Raw genomic sequence first — 17972 nt, 5'->3', positions numbered from 1 at the left:
GAGCCGCCAGCACAGAGGTCCGCCATGGACGATCACCGCACACCGAGTCATAACGCCCGCCGCAGCCTGGTGGCACGCCGCCCTCAGCTCATGGCGCTCGAGCAACGTTTCGTTTTCGACGGTGCAGGTGCCGCTGAAGTCGCGGATGCCGTCACCAGCCCGGCGCATGCCGAACCGGCCGCTGCGCCGGAAAAACCGGCTGTGGTCGAGCGCGTCGATGTGCAATTGCCAGCGCCAGACGCGTCGGCAGCCGTCGAAGCGCCCAATCTGTTCCGGCCCGCGACGGGCGACGCCACCGTTCGTGAAGCCTCGCAGAAGGCCTCCGAGCAGATCCGCCAGTTCCTCGCGCAGGCCAGCGATGCGCAGCTGTTCGAGCTGTTCCACGGTGACCAGGCCGAGCCCGGCGAAGCCTGGGCCGCCGAGCTCGATAACCTGCGCACCGCGATCGGCAACGGCTCGCTGGAGATCGGTGTCAGCCTGCTGGACAACGCCGAGATCCAGGGCGCGCTGGCAGCCTACGCCGCGCAGGGCCCGGACGGCGAACCGGTGATCTACCTCAACCGCGACTGGCTCGGCGTGCTCGATGCCACGCAGTTCACGAAACTCCTGGTCGAGGAATACGGCCATCACCTCGATCATCTACTCAACCCGGGCGGCGACACGGCGGGCGATGAAGGGCAGCGCTTCGCCGCCGAGGTCAATGGCGACGACACCAGCGGGCTCGGGTTCGCCGCGGATGATGACCACGGCACGCTCGCGGTCGAAGGCCATTCGACGGATGTCGAATTCGCCACCCTGACCTTTGCCAATGCCTACAAGGTCAACACCGCTACCACCCCGGCGGGCAAAGAAGCCAACAGCCACGACTACATCAACACCTCGCTCGGCCAGGTGCAGGTCACCGACGCCACCAACAGCCGCTTCTTCAGTGGTAACGACGTCTCGGCCACGGCGCTGACCATTGGCGCGAACACCTACTACGGCTGGATCAGCCGACCGATCAAGAGCAACGGTGTGGTGCGCGGCTTCTATTTCTGGACCGACGCCGACTTCAACTCCCTTGCCGCCGCCCAGGCTGACGGCAACCAGGATGGCGACAGCAACGTCGCGGACAACCAGGGCTTCCTGCTGGTGGTCGACCAGGCCTGGTTCAACAGCGTCGGCTGGAAGAACCAGGCGCTGAACATCAAGAACGTGGGCTCCTCGTCCGACCGCGTCGATTCGGCGCTCAACAGCTTTGTCGGCGCTCCGGTAGCGCCCGCTGCCAACGCCGACGTCGCCAACGGCACGCCTGGCTCCGCAGGCGGCGCGGCGGTGGAGGCGGGCGGCATCAACAACGGCAGCGCTGGCAGCGCCGCCATTGGCAACGTGCTGACCAACGACACCTCCGGCGACAGCAAGACGGTGACCGCGGTAGGCGCTAGCGCTGCAAGCCAGACCGTGAGCGCGACCACGACGTCTGCCAACGGTACGGCGGTTAGCGGCCTCTACGGCACGCTGACCCTCGGCGCCGACGGCAGTTATCGCTATGTGGTGAACGACGCCAACGCGCAGGTCCAGGCGCTGCGCAGCGCCAGCGACACGCTGGTCGATACCTTTACCTATCGCATGACCGACGCCTCCGGCGCGACGGCCACCAACACGCTCAGCGTGACCATCCAGGGCGCCAACGACGCGCCGGTGGCAGGCAACGACTACAACGTGGCGAAGGAGTCGATTGCGACCTCGGGCCAGTACACCAGTACCGACACGAGCGGCAGCCTGGCGAAAGGCGATGTGCTGGCGAACGACACGGATGTGGATCGCGGTGATACGAAGACGATTGCAGACCTGACAGGCAGCGCCGTGGTCGGCGCCGTGAGCACGACGACAACCGCTGCAACGCTGGTCTTCACACCTGGCACTACCTTCAATCCGATCGGCAACGGCGACAAGGCTTGGCTTCTGGTCAACGGGACCTACCGTGCAATGTTCAGCAGCACCGGTGCCCAGATAACCGCAACCAGCGGCTATGACAGCACTGCACGAACCATTTCGCTAAGTGCAACGCCTGCAACCTATTACGACGGAGGCAGCCACGTTGCGATCGCCACCCTAGATGGGCAAAAGATCGGATTCAAAACCACCAACGACACGACAACCACCGGCACCAGCGCGATGAAGATCGGTGACGTCGCGACGTCGCAAAGTACCGGCACATCCACCATCACCTTGACGCCAAGCAGCACAACCGGGCTGATTGCGACGGGAATGCTTGTATCCGGCACCGGTGTCCAGGCTGATACCTACGTACAAAGCGTGACGTATGACGCTGCCGGCAAGCCTACGTCCATCGTGCTCAACAAGACCATGACCGGCTCGGCGAACACTACGCTGTCGTTCTACGCTGCGACCGGCACGACGCTCACCGGCCAGTACGGCTCGCTCTTGCTCAACGCCGACGGCAGTTACACCTACACGCCGACCGCCAACAACACTGCGCTCAGCGAGGGCCAGTCGGGCACCGAGCAGTTCCAGTACCAGATGCGCGATGCCAGCGGCGCGACCAGCAGCGCCACGCTGTTCATCACCGTCTACGGCTCGGGTAGCAACGACCCGGACGCCGTCGCCGACACCGCGCTGGCCACCGAAGCGGGCGGCACCGCCAACGCTACCGGCGCAGTCAATCCGACCGGCAACCTGCTGACCAACGACCGCAACGGCGCCAATCTGGTCGTCTTGGCCCGCGCTACCGACAGCAGCACCGGCACCGCCATCGGTACCAACACCGTGCTGGTCGGCCGCTACGGCACCCTGACGCTGAGCAGCAACGGCAGCTACAGCTATGTCGTCGACAACAGCAACCCCACCGTGCAGGCGCTGCGTGACAGCAGTGCCACGCTGAGCGACACCTTTCTCTACTCCGTCGAGAACGGCCAGACCGCCAACGGCGTGCGCCTGCAGGACACGGCCACCCTCACCGTGACGATCCGTGGCGCCAACGACGCCCCGGTCGCCGGCGACAGCAGCGCCAGCGCCCTCGAAGCCGGCGGCGTGAGCAACGGCACGGCCGGCTACAACCCGAGCGGTAACGTGCTCAATGCCGTGACCGACGTCGATGATGTCCGCAGTGAACTGCGCGTCACCGCCGTGCGCACCGGCGGTGTGGAAGGCAGCGGCAGCGCCGGCACGGTCGGCAGCGCACTGGCCGGCCAGTACGGCTCGCTGACCCTCAATGCCGACGGCAGCTGGACCTATACCGTCAATAACAACAACCCCACCGTCCAGGCGCTCAGCCTCGGGCAGACGCTGACCGAACGCTTCAACTACACAGTCACCGATCGCTCCGGCACCGGGCTGTCGGACATGGCCGTGCTGACCCTGACCATCGACGGCGCCGCTGACACCGTCGCGGTCAACAGCGTGTTCGTCAACGAAGCCTCGCCTTATGCCGTGTTTACTGTCAGCGGCAGCACCGGTGTGGCTGTCAGCCTGTCGCTCAGCGACAGCGCCGGCCTGCCCGCCAGCGATACCCGCGCCACCCTCGGCAGGGACCTGGGCACAACCCTGGAGTACTACAACGGCAGCGCCTGGGTGGGCTACACACCGGGCAGCCAGGTTGTCATCCCGAGTGGCGACAAGCTCCTGGTTCGCGTAGCGATCAAGCAGGACAACGTTCATGAAGGCAACGAATCCTTCACCCTGACTGCCACCACGGCGAGCGGCAGCAGCGTTGGCTTCGGCACTATCAACGATGAGGGCGAAGGCGACCGGTACACCGGCAGCAACACCAGCGGCACGCCGGACAGCGGTGGCAGCCTCGACGATGATCGGCCAACGCTGAGCGTGTCCAGCCCGGCATTGATCGAAGGCGACTACGCCGAATTTACGGTCAGCGTGGACAAGCCGAGCAGCACGCCGATCAGCTTCAGCCCAACCCTGGTGAGCGGCACCGCCACGGTTGGCACTGACACTGGCACCCAGCTCGAGTGGTTCGACGGCAACAACTGGTTGCCGGTAACCGGACCGGTCAGCATCGAGGCCGGCAACCTTACGGTGAGCCTGCGCATCGCCACGCTGGACGACAGCGTGGTCGAGCCCGACGAGACCTTCAGCCTGCGCACCGGCCCGGTCTCCGGCACCGTGACCAACCTCGGCGGCGCCGAGGGCACCGCGACCGTTATCGACAATGACGTTGCCGCGCCGAACAACCAGGCGCCAGTGGCCGTCAACGACAGCCTCATTGCCAACGAAGACACGCCGGTGACCTACACCGCCGCGCAGCTGCTGGGCAACGACAGCGATCCTGACCACAACCCCATCACCATCGCCTCGGTCAGTAACGGCACCGGTGGGAGCGTCGTGCTCAACCCGGACGGCACCGTCACCTTCATCCCCGATGCCAACTTCAACGGCATCGCGACCTTCACCTATACCGTCACCGATGGCAGCCTGACCTCCAACTCCGCCACGGTCACCGTGACCGTCGCCGCCGTGGCCGATCCGGCCGTGATCGGCGGTACCGACACCGATTCGGTCACTGAAGACCTGAACGTCAACGGCCTGGGCAACCTGACCACCGGCGGCACCCTGACCGTGACCGATCCGGACGCAGGCGAGGCGGGCTTCTCCGGCACCGTGACCCCGGCAAACGGCACCCTCGGCAGCCTGACCATCACCTCGACCGGCACCTGGACCTACAGCGTGCCGAACACACTCGTGCAGTACCTCAAGGCCGGCGAGACCAAGACCGAAACTTTCACCGTGCGCTCGATCGACGGCACCCAACACACGGTCACCGTCACCGTAAACGGCGTCAGCGATACCGCGCAGATCGGCGGTACCGACATCGGCTCCGTTACCGAAGACCTGAACGTCAACGGCCAGGGCAACCTGACCACTGGCGGCACCCTGACCGTGACCGATCCTGACGCGGGCGAGGCGGGCTTCTCCGGCACCGTCACGCCGGCAAACGGCACCCTCGGCACCTTGACCATCGCGCCGAACGGTACCTGGACCTATAGCGTGCCGAACACGCTGGTGCAATACCTCAAGGCCGGCGAGACCAAGACTGAGACCTTTATCGTCCAAAGCATCGACGGCACGCCGCACACCGTGACGGTGACCGTAAATGGCGTCAGCGACGTTGCGCAGATCGGCGGTGCCGGCACCGGTTCCGTTACCGAAGACCTGAACGTCAACGGCCAGGGCAACCTGACCATCGGCGGCACCTTGATCGTGACTGATCCGGATGCGGGCGAGGCGGGCTTCTCCGGCACCGTCAGGCCCGCAAACGGCACCCTCGGCACCTTGACCATCGCGCCGAACGGCACCTGGACCTACAGCGTGCCGAACACGCTCGTGCAGTACCTCAAGGCCGGCGAGACCAAGACCGAAGCCTTCACCGTGCGATCGATCGACGGCACCCAACACACGGTCACCGTCACCGTAAATGGCGTCAGCGACGTTGCACAGATCGGCGGCACCGACACCGGTTCGGTCACCGAAGACCTGAACGTCAACGGCCAGGGCAACCTGACCACTGGCGGCACCTTGACCGTGACTGATCCGGACGCAGGGGAGGCGGGCTTCACCGGCACCGTGACCCCGGCAAACGGCACCCTCGGCAGCCTGACCATCGCGCCGAACGGCACCTGGACCTACAGCGTGCCGAACACGCTGGTGCAGTACCTCAAGGCCGGCGAGACCAAGACCGAAACCTTCACTGTGCGCTCCGTCGACGGCACGCCGCACACGATCACCGTGACCATCGGTGGTGCCAACGATCCGGCCGTGTTCGCGCCCGGCGGGCAGCAAGGCTATGTTCAGGAGGACACCCAGCTCACCTCCCAAGGCCAGCTCAACGTGACCGATAGCGACCAGAACGAAGCGGTGATCGTGGCCCAGGCGGCTACGCGCGGGCTGTATGGCGAATTCAGCATTGATGCTGGGGGGACTTGGCGCTACGTGCTGGACAACGCCTCGCCGGGCGTGCAGGCGCTTGGCACCGCGGATCTGCGCACGGAGACGTTTGTCGTCACCAGCCGTGATGGCAGCACCAGCAGCGTGCGGATCACCGTGCAAGGGCTGGACGAGCCGCTCGCGCCAGCCCAGCCACCGGTGGAACCGCCACCAGTGGTCGTCACGCCGGCGCAGCCGACCGTTCCCACACCCGTCCCGACACCGGCCGCACCGGAGCCGGTCGTTGCACCCACGCCGATCGCCGCGCCCTTCGATTCCGCCATGACCGCGTCACCCCGGCCTGCGGACGATGTGGCCGCCAGCCCGATCACCGCGGCCATGCAACGGCTAATGGACCCGGCGCGCAGCTTCCATACGTTTGCCTTCAACGATCTCTACACCAGTAGCAGCGGCTTCCAGGTAGTCGTGATCGAAGCGCCTCAGCCGCGCCTGAGCCTCTATCGCGGCGTGAGCGACCAGTACGCCGATGCGGGCACCGAGACGAGCTTCGCCGTGCCCTACGACGCCTTTGCCCATAGCGACCCGAACGAGCGCATCATCCTGAGTGCCGGGCTCGCCAATGGCCAAGGCCTGCCGGGCTGGGTGCGCTTCGATGCGCAGAGCGGCAAGTTCGAGATCGAGGCGCCGGCGGGCTATCGCGGCGACCTGATGGTCAAGGTCGTGGCGCGTGACAGTCAGGGCCGCGAAGCCACCTTGCTGTTCCGCTTCACCGTCGGCGACCGCAAGGCGACCGAGCGCGGCGGTCGCGCCGGGTTGAGCGAGCAATTGCGGCAGGCTGGGCAGGGTGCAGGCCAGGCCCTGGAGCGCGCGATTTCCGCGGAAAAGCCAGCGCCGGCGCGCGGTAAGCAGGCCGGTTGATGGAAAAGTCACCCATCGCGGCCCTGATCGAGCTGGGGCGTAAGGCACGCGAAGCCGAGACGGCCAAGGAACTGCAGTTCCTGCTGGTCAATGACAGCCACAGCCTCGCGCCTTACCGGCAAGCCGCGCTGTGGCTGCGTGACGGCGGGGTGGCCTGTCTGTCGGGCGTGGTGCAAGTCGAGCGCAATGTGCCCTACACGATCTGGCTGAACGCCGTGGCCCGCCATCTGACCGAGACCGGCCACAGAGGACCGGTCGAGATCGCCAGCTTGCCCGAAGCGCTGGCGCGCGAGTGGGACCAATGGCTGCCCGGTGAAGCGCTGTGGCTGCCGCTGGAGACGGTCGGCGGTGTGCTTTTCGCGCGCGACTTGCCCTGGCGCGATGCCGACGTCGCGCTCCTTGGCGAGTGGGCTGCGATCTGGTCGCACAGCTGGCAGGCTCACACCGGTCACAACCGCCAGGGCCTGTTCCGCCGGCATCGGCCTCGCGCCGCCGCCCGGGCAAGCGGGTGGAAACGCCCCGCATTGCTCTGGCCGCTGGCGTTGGTACTGCTGGCACTGGTGCCGGTCCGCCTGACGGTACTGGCGCCGGGCGAGCTGGTGCCCGCCAACCCCGCGGTCATCCGCGCGCCGCTCGATGGCGTGATAGACGCCTTTCACGTGCAGCCCAACGAGCAGGTCCGTCAAGGGCAGCCGCTGTTCGGCTTCGACGAGGCGCTGATTCAGAGCCGCCTCGACGTGGCCCGCCAGGCGCTGGCCACGGCCGAAACCGAGTACCGTCAGACCGCCCAGCAGGCGCTGTCCGACCCGCGTTCGAAGGCGCAGCTGGCCGTGCTTACCGGCAAGATCGAGGAGAAGCGCGCCGATGTCGCCTATGGTGACGAGCAACTGGCGCGGGCGCGGGTACTGGCGCCGCGCGACGGAATCGCCCTGTTCGACGACCCGTCCGAATGGATCGGCCGCCCGGTTGCCATCGGCGAGCGGGTGATGCGCATCGCGGCCCCGCGCGACGTGGAAGTCGAAGCCTGGGTGCCGCTGGCCGACGCCATTCCGCTGGACGACGGCAGCGCCCTGGCGCTGCACCTGAACGCCACGCCGCTGGAACCGGTGCGCGCGACCCTTCGCTATTTTGCCCACGATGCGGTCGAGCGGCCGGACGGCAGCTTCGCCTATCGCGTCCGTGCGCGCCTGGCTGAGCCGACCGCACACCGTGTCGGCCTCAAGGGCACCGCGCGCTTCAGTGGGCGCTGGGTGCCGTTGGCCTATTGGGCGCTGCGCCGGCCGCTGGCCAGCCTGCGCGCCGCCACGGGCTGGTGAGCATGAGCTGGCCGCTGTTGCGCGAAGAGTTGGCGCTGCTGCCCGGGCCGGTGCTGGCCGATGGTCAGCCCAGCTGGACGCTGCACGACCCGACGCGCAACCGCTTCTTCAGCCTCGACTGGCTGACCTTCGAGATCCTGAGGCGTTGGTCCTATGCCGATGCCGAGACCATCGTCGACTCGATCGCTGCCGACTCGACCCTGCAACCGGAGCCCGACGACATCGAGCAGGTCGCCCGCTTCCTGCGCACCAATCAACTGGTGCAACTGGTGCCGGGGAACGCGAAGCAACTGGCCGAACGCGCGACAGTAGGCGAAGGCGGTCACTTGAAATGGCTGCTGCACCACTACCTGTTCTTCCGCGTACCGCTGCTGCGCCCCGATGCCTGGCTGGACCGCTGGCTACCGGTCGCCGAGCGCTTTCGTAGCCGTACCTTCGCGCTGCTGACCCTGATGGCGCTGTTGCTGGGCCTGACGCTGGTGGCGCGCCAGTGGGACGTCTTCACCACCTCGCTGGTCGACACCTTCACCCTGAGCGGCCTGTTCGCCTACGGCGTGGCGCTGATCCTGGTCAAGCTACTGCACGAACTCGGCCACGCGTTCACCGCCAAGCGCTTTGGCTGCCGCGTGCCGACCATGGGCGTCGCCTTTCTGGTGCTTTGGCCGATGGCCTATACCGACACCAACGAGACCTGGCGTCTGACCAGCCGCTGGCAGCGCCTGCGAGTGGCGGCGGCGGGAATCGTCACCGAGCTGGGAATTGCCGCCTGGGCCACCCTGGCTTGGGGCCTACTCCCTGACGGCGAGCTGCGTTCGGCCGCCTTTGTGCTCGCGACCACCAGCTGGATCGCAACGCTGGCGATCAACGCCAGCCCCTTCATGCGCTTCGACGGCTACTTCATCCTCTCCGACTGGCTGGACCTGCCCAACCTGCATGAGCGCAGCTTCGCCCTGGCACGCTGGCGACTGCGCGAGTGGCTGTTCGACCTGCGCGAGCCGTGCCCCGAACACTTCACCCCGGCGCGCCACCGGGGCCTGATCCTCTTCGCCTGGATCACCTGGCTGTATCGCCTGGTGGTCTTTCTCGGTATCGCCGTGCTGGTCTATCACTTTGCGGTGAAGGCTATCGGCATCGTCCTGTTCGCCGTCGAGATCTGCTGGTTCATCCTGATGCCCATACGAAACGAACTCCGCGAATGGAAGACGCGCTGGCCGACCATCCGCTCGCGCCGTCGCGGCCGCGTCAGCCTGGTCATCGCAGCGCTGGCCATCGGCCTGACGCTGGTGCCCTGGCCTGGACGGGTGACGGTCAGTGGGCTGCTGCATCCGGCCCAGGTGTGGCCGGTGCACGTGCCGGGCCCGGCCATGCTCGAAGCCCTGCCGCACCGGGAGGGCGACCGTGTCGCCGAGGGTGGGCCCATCGCGCAGCTCGCCTCGTCAGCGCTGGCCGTGCGCCGCGAAGCGGCTGCGGCCAAGGTCGAGCAGTTGCGCTGGTTGGCGGCCTCGGCTGGCTTCGGCAGCGAATCCCGTGCGCGCCTGCAAAGTGCCCAGGAAGAACTCGCCACCGCCCAGGAAGAACTTGCCGGCCTCGACGAGACGCTGGCGCGCTATCAACCGAGGGCACCTTTCAGCGGGCGGCTGCATGACATCGATCCGGACCTGCAGCCCGGCCAATGGCTGGCCGAAGGTGAGCGCATCGCGCTACTGGTAGGCGACAAGGGCTACGTGGTGGAAACCTTCCTCGACGAGGAGGCGGTCAAGCAGATCGCCGTGGGTGACAGCGCCGGTTTCATCGCCGATGGCGGCGAGGGCGGTCGCCTGGAACTGCAGGTGCGCCATATTGATGCTGATGCGACGCGCGTGTTGCCCAGCGGCATGCTCGCCGCACCGGCTGGCGGCCATGTGCTGGTGCGCCAGCGCCGCGACCAGCTGATCCCTGAACAGGGTGTGTACCGGGTGTCGCTGGCGGTGCAGGACGTACCGGCCACGCTGGCCGATCAGTCCTGGCGCGGCACGCTGGTCATCAAGGGGCGCTGGGAGGTGCCGGCGGCGCGCTACCTGCGCAGCGCGCTGGCCGTGCTGTTGCGCGAGGCGGGTTTCTAAGGGCGCCCGCGCCCGCGTGCTCTTACCTGCACGCCGGCGGCAGCGCCGCGGCCCTGCCACCGGCGCCGCTATGGGCCGTCAGTTGAACAGTGGGTTCTCGCGCAACCGCGTAACGGCCAGGTCGACGAAGGCTCGTACTTTAGCCGGTGCCTGGCGGCCTTCCGGGTACAACACATGGATCGGCAGCGGCGGTTCTTCGAATTCGCTGAGGACGATGTTCAGCTCGCCTTCGAGCAAGGCGGGGCCGATCTGGTAGGCCAGCACTCTCGTCAGGCCCCAGCCGGCTCTGGCGGTCGCGATCGCCGCTTCGTTGGTGTTGCACTGCAGCACAGGGTCGATGATGACGCGCTGGCCGTGCGCAAAGCGCCATTCCGGCGAGGCCCAGGCACTGCTGGAGGCGACGATGCGGTGCTGCTTGAGGTCGGCCGGTTCAGCGGGGGTGCCGTGGGTGTGCAGGTACTGCGGCGAGCCGCAGACGACGCGACGCACGGAACCGACCTGGATAGCGGTGAAGCCTGAATCGGGCAGGTGGCCGATGCGCACGGCGACGTCCATCCCCTCGTCGACGACGTTCACCGGCCGGTCGATGAAGAAGGTCCTGGCGTGCATGTTCGGATGGGCATCGAGGTATTCGGTCACGATGGGCAATACGTAGATCTGCCCGAACATCGCGGATGCGGTGATGGCCAAGGTGCCGGACGGCGCCTTGTAGTGTCCGGCCGCGGCAGACTCCGCTTCGGCGATGTCGCTCAGTATGCGGCGGCAGTCATCCAGATAGTGGCGTCCCGCTTCGGTGGTCTTGACCGAGCGGGTGGTGCGGACGAACAGGCGGGCGCCGATGAGTTCTTCCAACGTCGCTACGGTTCGCGTGACCGCCGGCGCGCTCATGTGCAGCTGGCGCGCCGTTTCCGCAAAGCTTTCGGTTTCTGCGACCTTCACGAACACCCGCATCGCCAACCAACGATCCATGCCTCGTCCTCTTTTCCGTCAGGCTAGCCTCACAGCAACGTCCGGAGCGACTGCCGGAGGCGCGCCATGATAGTCCGGACGCGTCCGTCTGTTCGCCATGAGCCTGGAAAAGATCCTGCACAGCGGCTGGCGCGGGTGAGCTTCTCGCAGGTGTCACGATCGCCGGCCTCCGACCGCTGTGGCGAGCGCCCTGAATGCCGGCTTGTCGAGATCGAGGCTTAAAAGCCGAAGTCGCTGAGGCCGGGATGGTCGTCTGGCCGGCGTCCGAGCGGCCAGCGGAATTTGCGCTCTGCTTCGGTGATCGGGAGTTCGTTGATGCTGGCGTGGCGCACGCGCATCAGCCCGTCCTCGGCGAACTCCCAGTTCTCGTTGCCATAGGCGCGAAACCAATGGCCGCTGTCGTCGTGATACTCGTAGGCGTAGCGGACAGCGATGCGATTCCCGGTGAACGCCCAGAGCTCCTTGATCAGGCGATAGTCGAGTTCACGGTTCCACTTGCGGGTAAGGAACGCCTCGGCCTCGGCCCGGTTCGTCACGAACTCCGCACGGTTTCGCCAACGGGTATCCGGCGTGTAGGCCAGCGCGACCTTGGCCGGATCGCGGCTGTTCCAGCCGTCTTCGGCAAGGCGCACCTTTTCGATGGCGGTCTGCTCGGTGAAGGGCGGTAGCGGAGGGCGGGACATGGCAAAACTCCTTGTGTGAACGGAAGGACGACTACGGTGGCAGCCGTTCCTTTACTGGATTCGCGGGCAATCGGCGGGTCAGCCGATAGTCCTATTCAAGCGGATCCGGCAGCGCTTTGCCGGACGCCAAATTATTCAGGACGCATCTAGGCATGTCGCGGCGCCTGTGGCAGGCGCCAGCGCGTCAGAGTGCGAGCTGGATGCGACGCGCCTCGTCGGGTTGCTGCTGGGCAGGCACGGCACAGCAGATCAGCACCTCATCGGCGCCGACCCGGGCCGTGGGCTGTTTCACATAGGTCACCGCGCCCTCGAGCAACCTCGTCCGACAGGTTCCGCAACTGCCTTCGCGGCAACCGAATTCGGGGTCGAGGCCACGCGCTTCGGCCAGTTCCAGCAGCGTGCCGGTTTCCGGCGTCCAGCGCGCCTCCTTCAGCGAATCGACGAAGGCCACCGGCACTGGCGTGGTTGCGGCGGGCAACCGAGCGGCCGCGGGCATACCGGCATCACGCGTGCGGGCTAGCGCCGCCGGTCCGAACGACTCGGCGTGAATGCGCTCATCGGCGATGCCGTAGCTGCGCAGGCCGTCGTAAATCGCCTGCGTAAACGGCGGAGGGCCGCACAGGTAGAACGCGTAGTCGTCGAAGGCGAGAAAGCGGCTGAGCAGCGCCATGTCGATGCGACCGCAAGCCTCATAGTCGATGCCCGCCCGAGCGTCACGGGTGTCGCTCAGCACGCGGACGAGTTTGACGGCGCCCTGGGCGGTGGCGATCAGGTCTGTCAGTTCCTGATCGAAGGCGCGGTCCTGCTTGGAACGAGCGGCATAGAACAGCGTGGCCGGGCGGAACCGCTGTTTGCGCAACCCTTCGTGGACCAGGTGGCGAAGCATCGCGAGCATCGGTGTGATGCCCACCCCGCCGGCGATCAGCACTGCCGGCCGAGCGTCCTGCGCATCCAGGGTGAAGTCACCCTCCGGCGCGCGGGCCTCGAGCGTGCTGCCCTCATGCAGGTGCTCGTGCAGGTAGCGGGACACCGTCCCCTCTCGTTTGACGCTGATCCGGTAGGTGCCATCGGATGGCGCAACCGACAGCGTGTAGGTACGGATGAGCGGCTTGGTCTGGCCGGGCAGCCGCACGCGGATAGGCAGGTGTTGGCCTGCCAGGTGTGGCAGCAGCCCGGCGCCGTCAGCCGGGACCAGGTGAAATGAGCGGATCGACGCGCTTTCCTCGGTCACCTGCGTCACCGTCAGGGTTCGCCACTGGTTCAAGCGCGAAGTGGCGCGCAGCCGCTCGTGCGCTTGTCGCCAGTCGCCGGTCATCAAGGTGCTATCGGACCAACCGCCATCCTCGAAGGCCCAGCGCAGCGCGAGGCCGGCAGGCCGGCGAACGATTTTCCGCGGGCGGAATGTCCACAGCCGCTCGGCGCCCTGAAACGCCGCGATTTCGGGTGAATCGAAAATCACTTCAGCCTCACCGGTCATCTGCAGCAGGTCTCCCGTCTCGAAGTCGACGAAAAGCAGCCCGGCCTTGGCGTTGAGCACGATGTTGCCAAGCGTGGAGAAGAACAGATTGCCGTCGAAGTCGGGAATCGTGAGCGTGCCGTCGTCGGAGACGCGGACGAAACCCGCGTTGCCGCCGCGATGGGAGACATCGACCTGACGGCGCTCCGCTCGGTCGGCGTACGAGGCCACGAAAAAGGCATCCGCCTGCTCGATCAGTGCGCGAGCGGGTGGGTCCAGCGTCACCAGCGTCTCGACGGGCCCCTCAAAGGGCGTCTCGGGATCGCGCTCAAAGGAGAAGCGGCGGAGCTGGATATAACGGGGGCAATTGCCAAAGCTCTGGTCTACCTCGACGCTGAAGCCTCGATCGGTGAGCGAAACAACGCCATTCATGCGGTTGCGACGACGCGTGTGCATCTCGATGCCTAACAGGCCGACCGGCGCGCCATCGACCAGGCCGCGACCCGCCGGGTCGTTGGAATCCGGCCGGGCCGCGATGTCGAGTGTCGTGCGCGTCGGCGAGGCCATGAAGCCCGGACGGCCGTCAAGAACCGTTGCCCAGGCGTCTCCCTCGGCGTCCACGCTGCCGAGCACGATGAACGGCAGCTGGCCGTAGAATGCGCGGTGCTGCTCGGGCATGAAGTCCCGTATGACACGTGCGCCGACCGCTTCCATGCGCTCCGCCACGCCGAGCTTTTCCTGGATGAGTTTCTCGCCCTCGTGCCAGACGGCGGTTGTAAGCGATGACTCGGACATGTCGTTCTCTCCGGGCGATGGAAGCGGGGTAGGTGCCTTGGGTCCGCTTACGCGGCCAGCCCAGCAGCGGTCTGGACGAAGGGCACGAAGCCAGGCAGGGCTTCGATACGGCGGAGGAAACGATTGACGGCGGGGTAGTCGGACAGCGCGACGTTGCCTTCCGGTGCGCGGGCGACGTAGCTGTAGATCGCGACGTCAGCGATCGTCGGATGATCGGCCGCCAACCAGTCGCGGCCGGCCAGGTGCTGTTCCAGCTGACCGAGCAGGGCATGGGCGCGGCCGATGACTTCCTCGGCATTGAAGCCTGCGCCAAACACGGTGACCAACCGGGCTGCTGCCGGTCCGTAGGCGACCTCGCCGGCCGCTACCGACAACCAGCGCTGAACGCGTGCCGCGCCCAGTGCATCTTCTGGCAGCCAGTCGCGGCGGCCCGCTTTCTTGGCGAGGTAGACGAGGATGGCGTTGGAATCGGCGAGGGCAATGCCGTCATCTTCCAGGGCCGGCACCTGGCCGAACGGGTTGATGGCCAGAAATTCAGGCTGCTTGTGTGCCCCGGCTTGGAGGTCGACCTCGACCAACTCATGTTCGAGGCCAAGCAGCGAGGCGAAAAGGACGACGCGGTGTGCATGACCGGACAGCGGATGGTGATGGATTTTCATGGTTCGGCTCCTGGGCTTGTCGGGCCGGGTGTATCCCGATCCGTGCCGCCAGTGTGTGGCTGAACGATTTTTTGATGAATATCCCTTCTGGGTACTTCTTTATTTCATGTCGCGGAATAATCGATGCGCTTGCGGACACGTCCGCCGGTGATTGGCGTTCCGGCGCGCACCCCGTTTTTGGCCTGGTAAAGACGCAGGATTGACGGGCGATTTCGCCGTGGCCCGGCTATGATGCGCGCCCCTCAACGCTCCCGCTCGATCAGCAGGTCATCATGCCCGGCAATGCCCTCTATACCGACCTGTCGGGTTATTACGACCTCATGTGCGCCGATATCGATTACCGGGCACAGAGCCACTGCATCCAGCGCTTGCAACAGCTGTTCGGCAACGGAGGCCGGCGGCACCTGGACCTCGCCTGCGGGACCGGGCCGCACGTGCGCCATTTCATCGATGCCGGCTTTGCCAGCGGTGGGCTCGACATCAACCAGCCGATGCTCGACCGCGCCGCGCTACGTTGCCCGGAAGCGCACTTCGCCGTGCAGGACATGTGCGGCTTCACGCTGGAGCGGCCGGTCGACCTGATCACCTGCTTTCTGTACTCGATCCACTACAGCGGCACCATCGAGCGCTTGAAAGCCTGCATCGCCAGCGTGCATGGGGCGCTGACGCCCGGTGGGTTGTTCTGTTTCAACGCCGTCGACAAGCACAGCATCGATAACCGCTCGTTCTTTTCGCACAGCGCCGGCCACGCCGATGGGCTGTTCAGCTTCAGCTCCGCCTGGTACTACGCGGGTGACGGCGAGCGGCAGTCGCTCAGGTTGCGTATCGAGCGGACCGTCGACGCGCAGAGCCAGGTCTGGCACGACGAGCATGCCATGGTGGCGGTGAGCTTTGCCGAGTTGACCGAGCTGCTGGCGCCGTACTTCGACGTCCATGTGCTCGAACATGATTACGAGCGGATCGTTGAGCGCAACAGCGCGTCCGGAAACGCGCTGTTCGTCTGCGTGAAGCGCTGAGGGGGCAGGGCGGGGTGGCCATTCCGGACGGACTGGCGCCCCGCTGAGGTAATCGACGAACACGACGTCTGAGGTTGTGATACCGAGCGAGGCGCCAGGCTGACGGCTCGCTCGGCGATGGCGCGAACGCCCTGGCGCGTCACTGCGTACGGAAGCGCCCGACCAACTGCCGGAGGGCGCTGCTGAGCTGACGCTGCTCCTGGGAGTAGGTTTCGACCTCCGAGGCCTGGCTGGACACCTGGGCAACCGCGTCGCTGATGGCGACCACGTTCCGGTTGATGTCCTCGGTCACCAGGTGTTGTTCCTCGGTGGCGGTGGCCACTTGCGTGGTCATGTCGCGGATCGTCTGAACGGCATTCTCGATGTCCTCGAACGCCCCCATCACATCGCCCGCCAGCTCGATGGCCTTGCTCGATTCGGTCAGGCTGTGATCCATGCTCGCCGTCACCTCACTGATGCGGCTGACCAGCAGGTTGAGGATCTTGTTGATCTCGCCGGTGGAATCCTGGGTGCGCTTGGCCAGGTTGCGCACTTCTTCCGCCACCACGGCGAAGCCGCGTCCCTGTTCACCGGCACGCGCGGCCTCGATGGCGGCGTTGAGTGCCAGCAGGTTGGTCTGTTCGGCGATCTGCTGGATGGTCGACAGGATGGTGTTGATGCTCACCGTTTCACGTTCGAGCTCGCGAATGACCTTGCTCGAACCTTGAATGCTGGCGCCCAGATCGTTCACCCCTGCGGTACTGCGGGCGATCACCTGCTTGCCGTTGCGGGTCGCCTCCAGACCCTGCGCGGAGATTTCTGCCGTCCTCACGCAGTTGTGCGCCACCTCGTTGGCCGCCGAGGCCATTTCGGTCACCGCGGTGACAATCTGTTCCACGGCGCTGGACTGGCTTTGCAGACTGTCCGACATGGCGGTGGTGCGTTCGTTGGTCTGGCTCGAGACGCTGTCGATGCTGACAGCGTTGTCCTTGATGACGGTAATCATCGATTGCGTCGACTCGATGAACTGGTTGAACCACTTGGCCAGTTCGCCGGTTTCGTCGCGCGCCAGTACGGGCAGCCGATGCGTCAGGTCACCTTCGCCCTGGGCGATGGTGCGCAGACCGTCCTTGACCAGGTTGATCGGGGTCACGATGCGGTTGGCGAAGATCACCCCGGCGACACCGAACAACACCACCAGCACGGCGCAAGCGACCAGCGTCAACCAGGCCAGCTTGTGGGCGCCGGCGAGAATCTCGTCGACCTGCATGAAACCGATGAATTTCCAGCCCAGAGTCGGCGAGGTGAAGACGTTGGCCAGGTAGTCGACGCCATCGATGTTCACCTCGATCACGCCGTTGTCTTTCTGGGCAATGGCCGAAAAGTAGTCACCCGACAGCTCGCTGAGCTTCTTGAAGTTGTTCTTGGGCTGGTGGCCGTCGACCAGCAAGGTGCCGCTGCCTTCCACCAGCATGAAGAAGCCGGTCTCGCCAAAGCGGATTTTTTGCACCATATCGGTCAGTGCCTTGAGCGACACATCGACCGCCACGACCCCGGCGAACTGGCCCGCCTTGTCTTTGAAGGCCTTGATCACGGATACGTAGACGGCGTCGTCCGGTTCCCAGTAATACCCATCGAGGCGTGTCAGCTGGAAATTGGCGTCTTTGCCCATGGTGTACCAGGGGCGCCCGCGCGGGTCCCAGTCACCGTAGTCGCCGGTGCCTGGCCATTCTGCGTAGCCGCCTTTGGTATCGCCCATGTAGACGTAGCCGAAGTTCGGGTTATTGTTACCGATACCGGAGAAGTAATCGAAGATGTCTTTTTCGCGGCCGCCATTGGCCGTGGCGACCGCGCCCGGTTTGCGGGGCGAGCCAGAATAGACGGTCAGCTCGCCGCTATCGGTGTCCCGGACGGCGGCGTAATCGGCCATCGCCGACACGGTGTGGTTGACCGACTCGAACAGCGTCACAAAGGTGTTGTTCACCAGTTGGACGTCCAGGTTGCTGCCCTCCTCGAACTGGACCTTGGCTTCCTCGGTCACGTTGCGGATGGTGAACAGCGCCACGACCAGCACAGGAACAAGGGTCGCGACCAGAAAGCTTGCTAGCAACTTGTGTTTTATTTTCATTGTTCAACGGCCTCTGGCCAGTTCATCAAGACGTCCACGCCAACCTGCGC

9 protein-coding genes are annotated in these 17972 nt (G+C 65.8%); 4 read left to right on the top strand and 5 right to left on the bottom strand.

What is annotated here, in order from left to right:
• The first annotated feature begins 24 nt into the window (after positions 1-24).
• Genes KVO92_RS06260 through KVO92_RS06250 form a run of 3 tightly spaced genes read left to right on the top strand, consistent with a single transcriptional unit; the run spans position 25 to position 10237 of the window.
• Positions 25-6819, top strand: coding sequence for a VCBS domain-containing protein (locus KVO92_RS06260; protein WP_217474757.1), 6795 nt, complete (start codon positions 25-27; stop codon positions 6817-6819).
• Positions 6819-8135 carry an efflux RND transporter periplasmic adaptor subunit gene (locus KVO92_RS06255; RefSeq protein WP_217474756.1) on the top strand — a complete coding sequence of 439 codons (1317 nt, stop codon included), beginning with the start codon at positions 6819-6821 and terminating at the stop codon, positions 8133-8135. The genes KVO92_RS06260 and KVO92_RS06255 overlap by 1 nt, the downstream gene beginning before the upstream one ends.
• A gap of 2 nt (positions 8136-8137) precedes the next feature.
• Entirely contained in the window at positions 8138-10237 is a 2100-nt protein-coding gene (locus tag KVO92_RS06250) for an HlyD family efflux transporter periplasmic adaptor subunit (protein ID WP_217474755.1), read from the top strand.
• Between the two features lie 78 nt (positions 10238-10315).
• On the opposite strand, the gene KVO92_RS06245 is transcribed toward KVO92_RS06250, so the two are convergent.
• From KVO92_RS06245 to KVO92_RS06230, 4 genes are all read right to left on the bottom strand, one after another.
• Entirely contained in the window at positions 10316-11206 is an 891-nt protein-coding gene (locus tag KVO92_RS06245; protein ID WP_217474754.1) for a LysR family transcriptional regulator, read from the bottom strand.
• A 218-nt stretch (positions 11207-11424) separates the two neighbouring features.
• Complete coding sequence (locus tag KVO92_RS06240) at positions 11425-11889, bottom strand: DUF1348 family protein (RefSeq protein ID WP_217474753.1); 465 nt, start codon at positions 11887-11889, stop codon at positions 11425-11427.
• A 184-nt stretch (positions 11890-12073) separates the two neighbouring features.
• Positions 12074-14140 carry a pyridoxamine 5'-phosphate oxidase family protein gene (locus KVO92_RS06235; protein WP_217474752.1) on the bottom strand — a complete coding sequence of 689 codons (2067 nt, stop codon included), beginning with the start codon at positions 14138-14140 and terminating at the stop codon, positions 12074-12076.
• Positions 14141-14187: 47 nt separating this feature from the next.
• Complete coding sequence (locus KVO92_RS06230) at positions 14188-14799, bottom strand: glutathione S-transferase family protein (RefSeq protein ID WP_217474751.1); 612 nt, start codon at positions 14797-14799, stop codon at positions 14188-14190.
• A gap of 272 nt (positions 14800-15071) precedes the next feature.
• On the opposite strand from KVO92_RS06230, the gene KVO92_RS06225 reads away from it, so the two are divergent.
• Positions 15072-15815 carry a class I SAM-dependent DNA methyltransferase gene (locus KVO92_RS06225; RefSeq protein WP_217474750.1) on the top strand — a complete coding sequence of 248 codons (744 nt, stop codon included), beginning with the start codon at positions 15072-15074 and terminating at the stop codon, positions 15813-15815.
• Between the two features lie 139 nt (positions 15816-15954).
• Here KVO92_RS06225 and KVO92_RS06220 read toward each other — a convergent pair whose 3' ends face one another.
• Complete coding sequence (locus KVO92_RS06220) at positions 15955-17922, bottom strand: methyl-accepting chemotaxis protein (RefSeq protein WP_217474749.1); 1968 nt, start codon at positions 17920-17922, stop codon at positions 15955-15957.
• Positions 17923-17972 lie beyond the last annotated feature (50 nt).

It is taken from the genome of Stutzerimonas stutzeri, from assembly GCF_019090095.1.
Taxonomy (GTDB): Bacteria; Pseudomonadota; Gammaproteobacteria; order Pseudomonadales; family Pseudomonadaceae; genus Stutzerimonas; species Stutzerimonas stutzeri_AN.
This window is presented reverse-complemented; position numbering and strand designations above follow the sequence as displayed.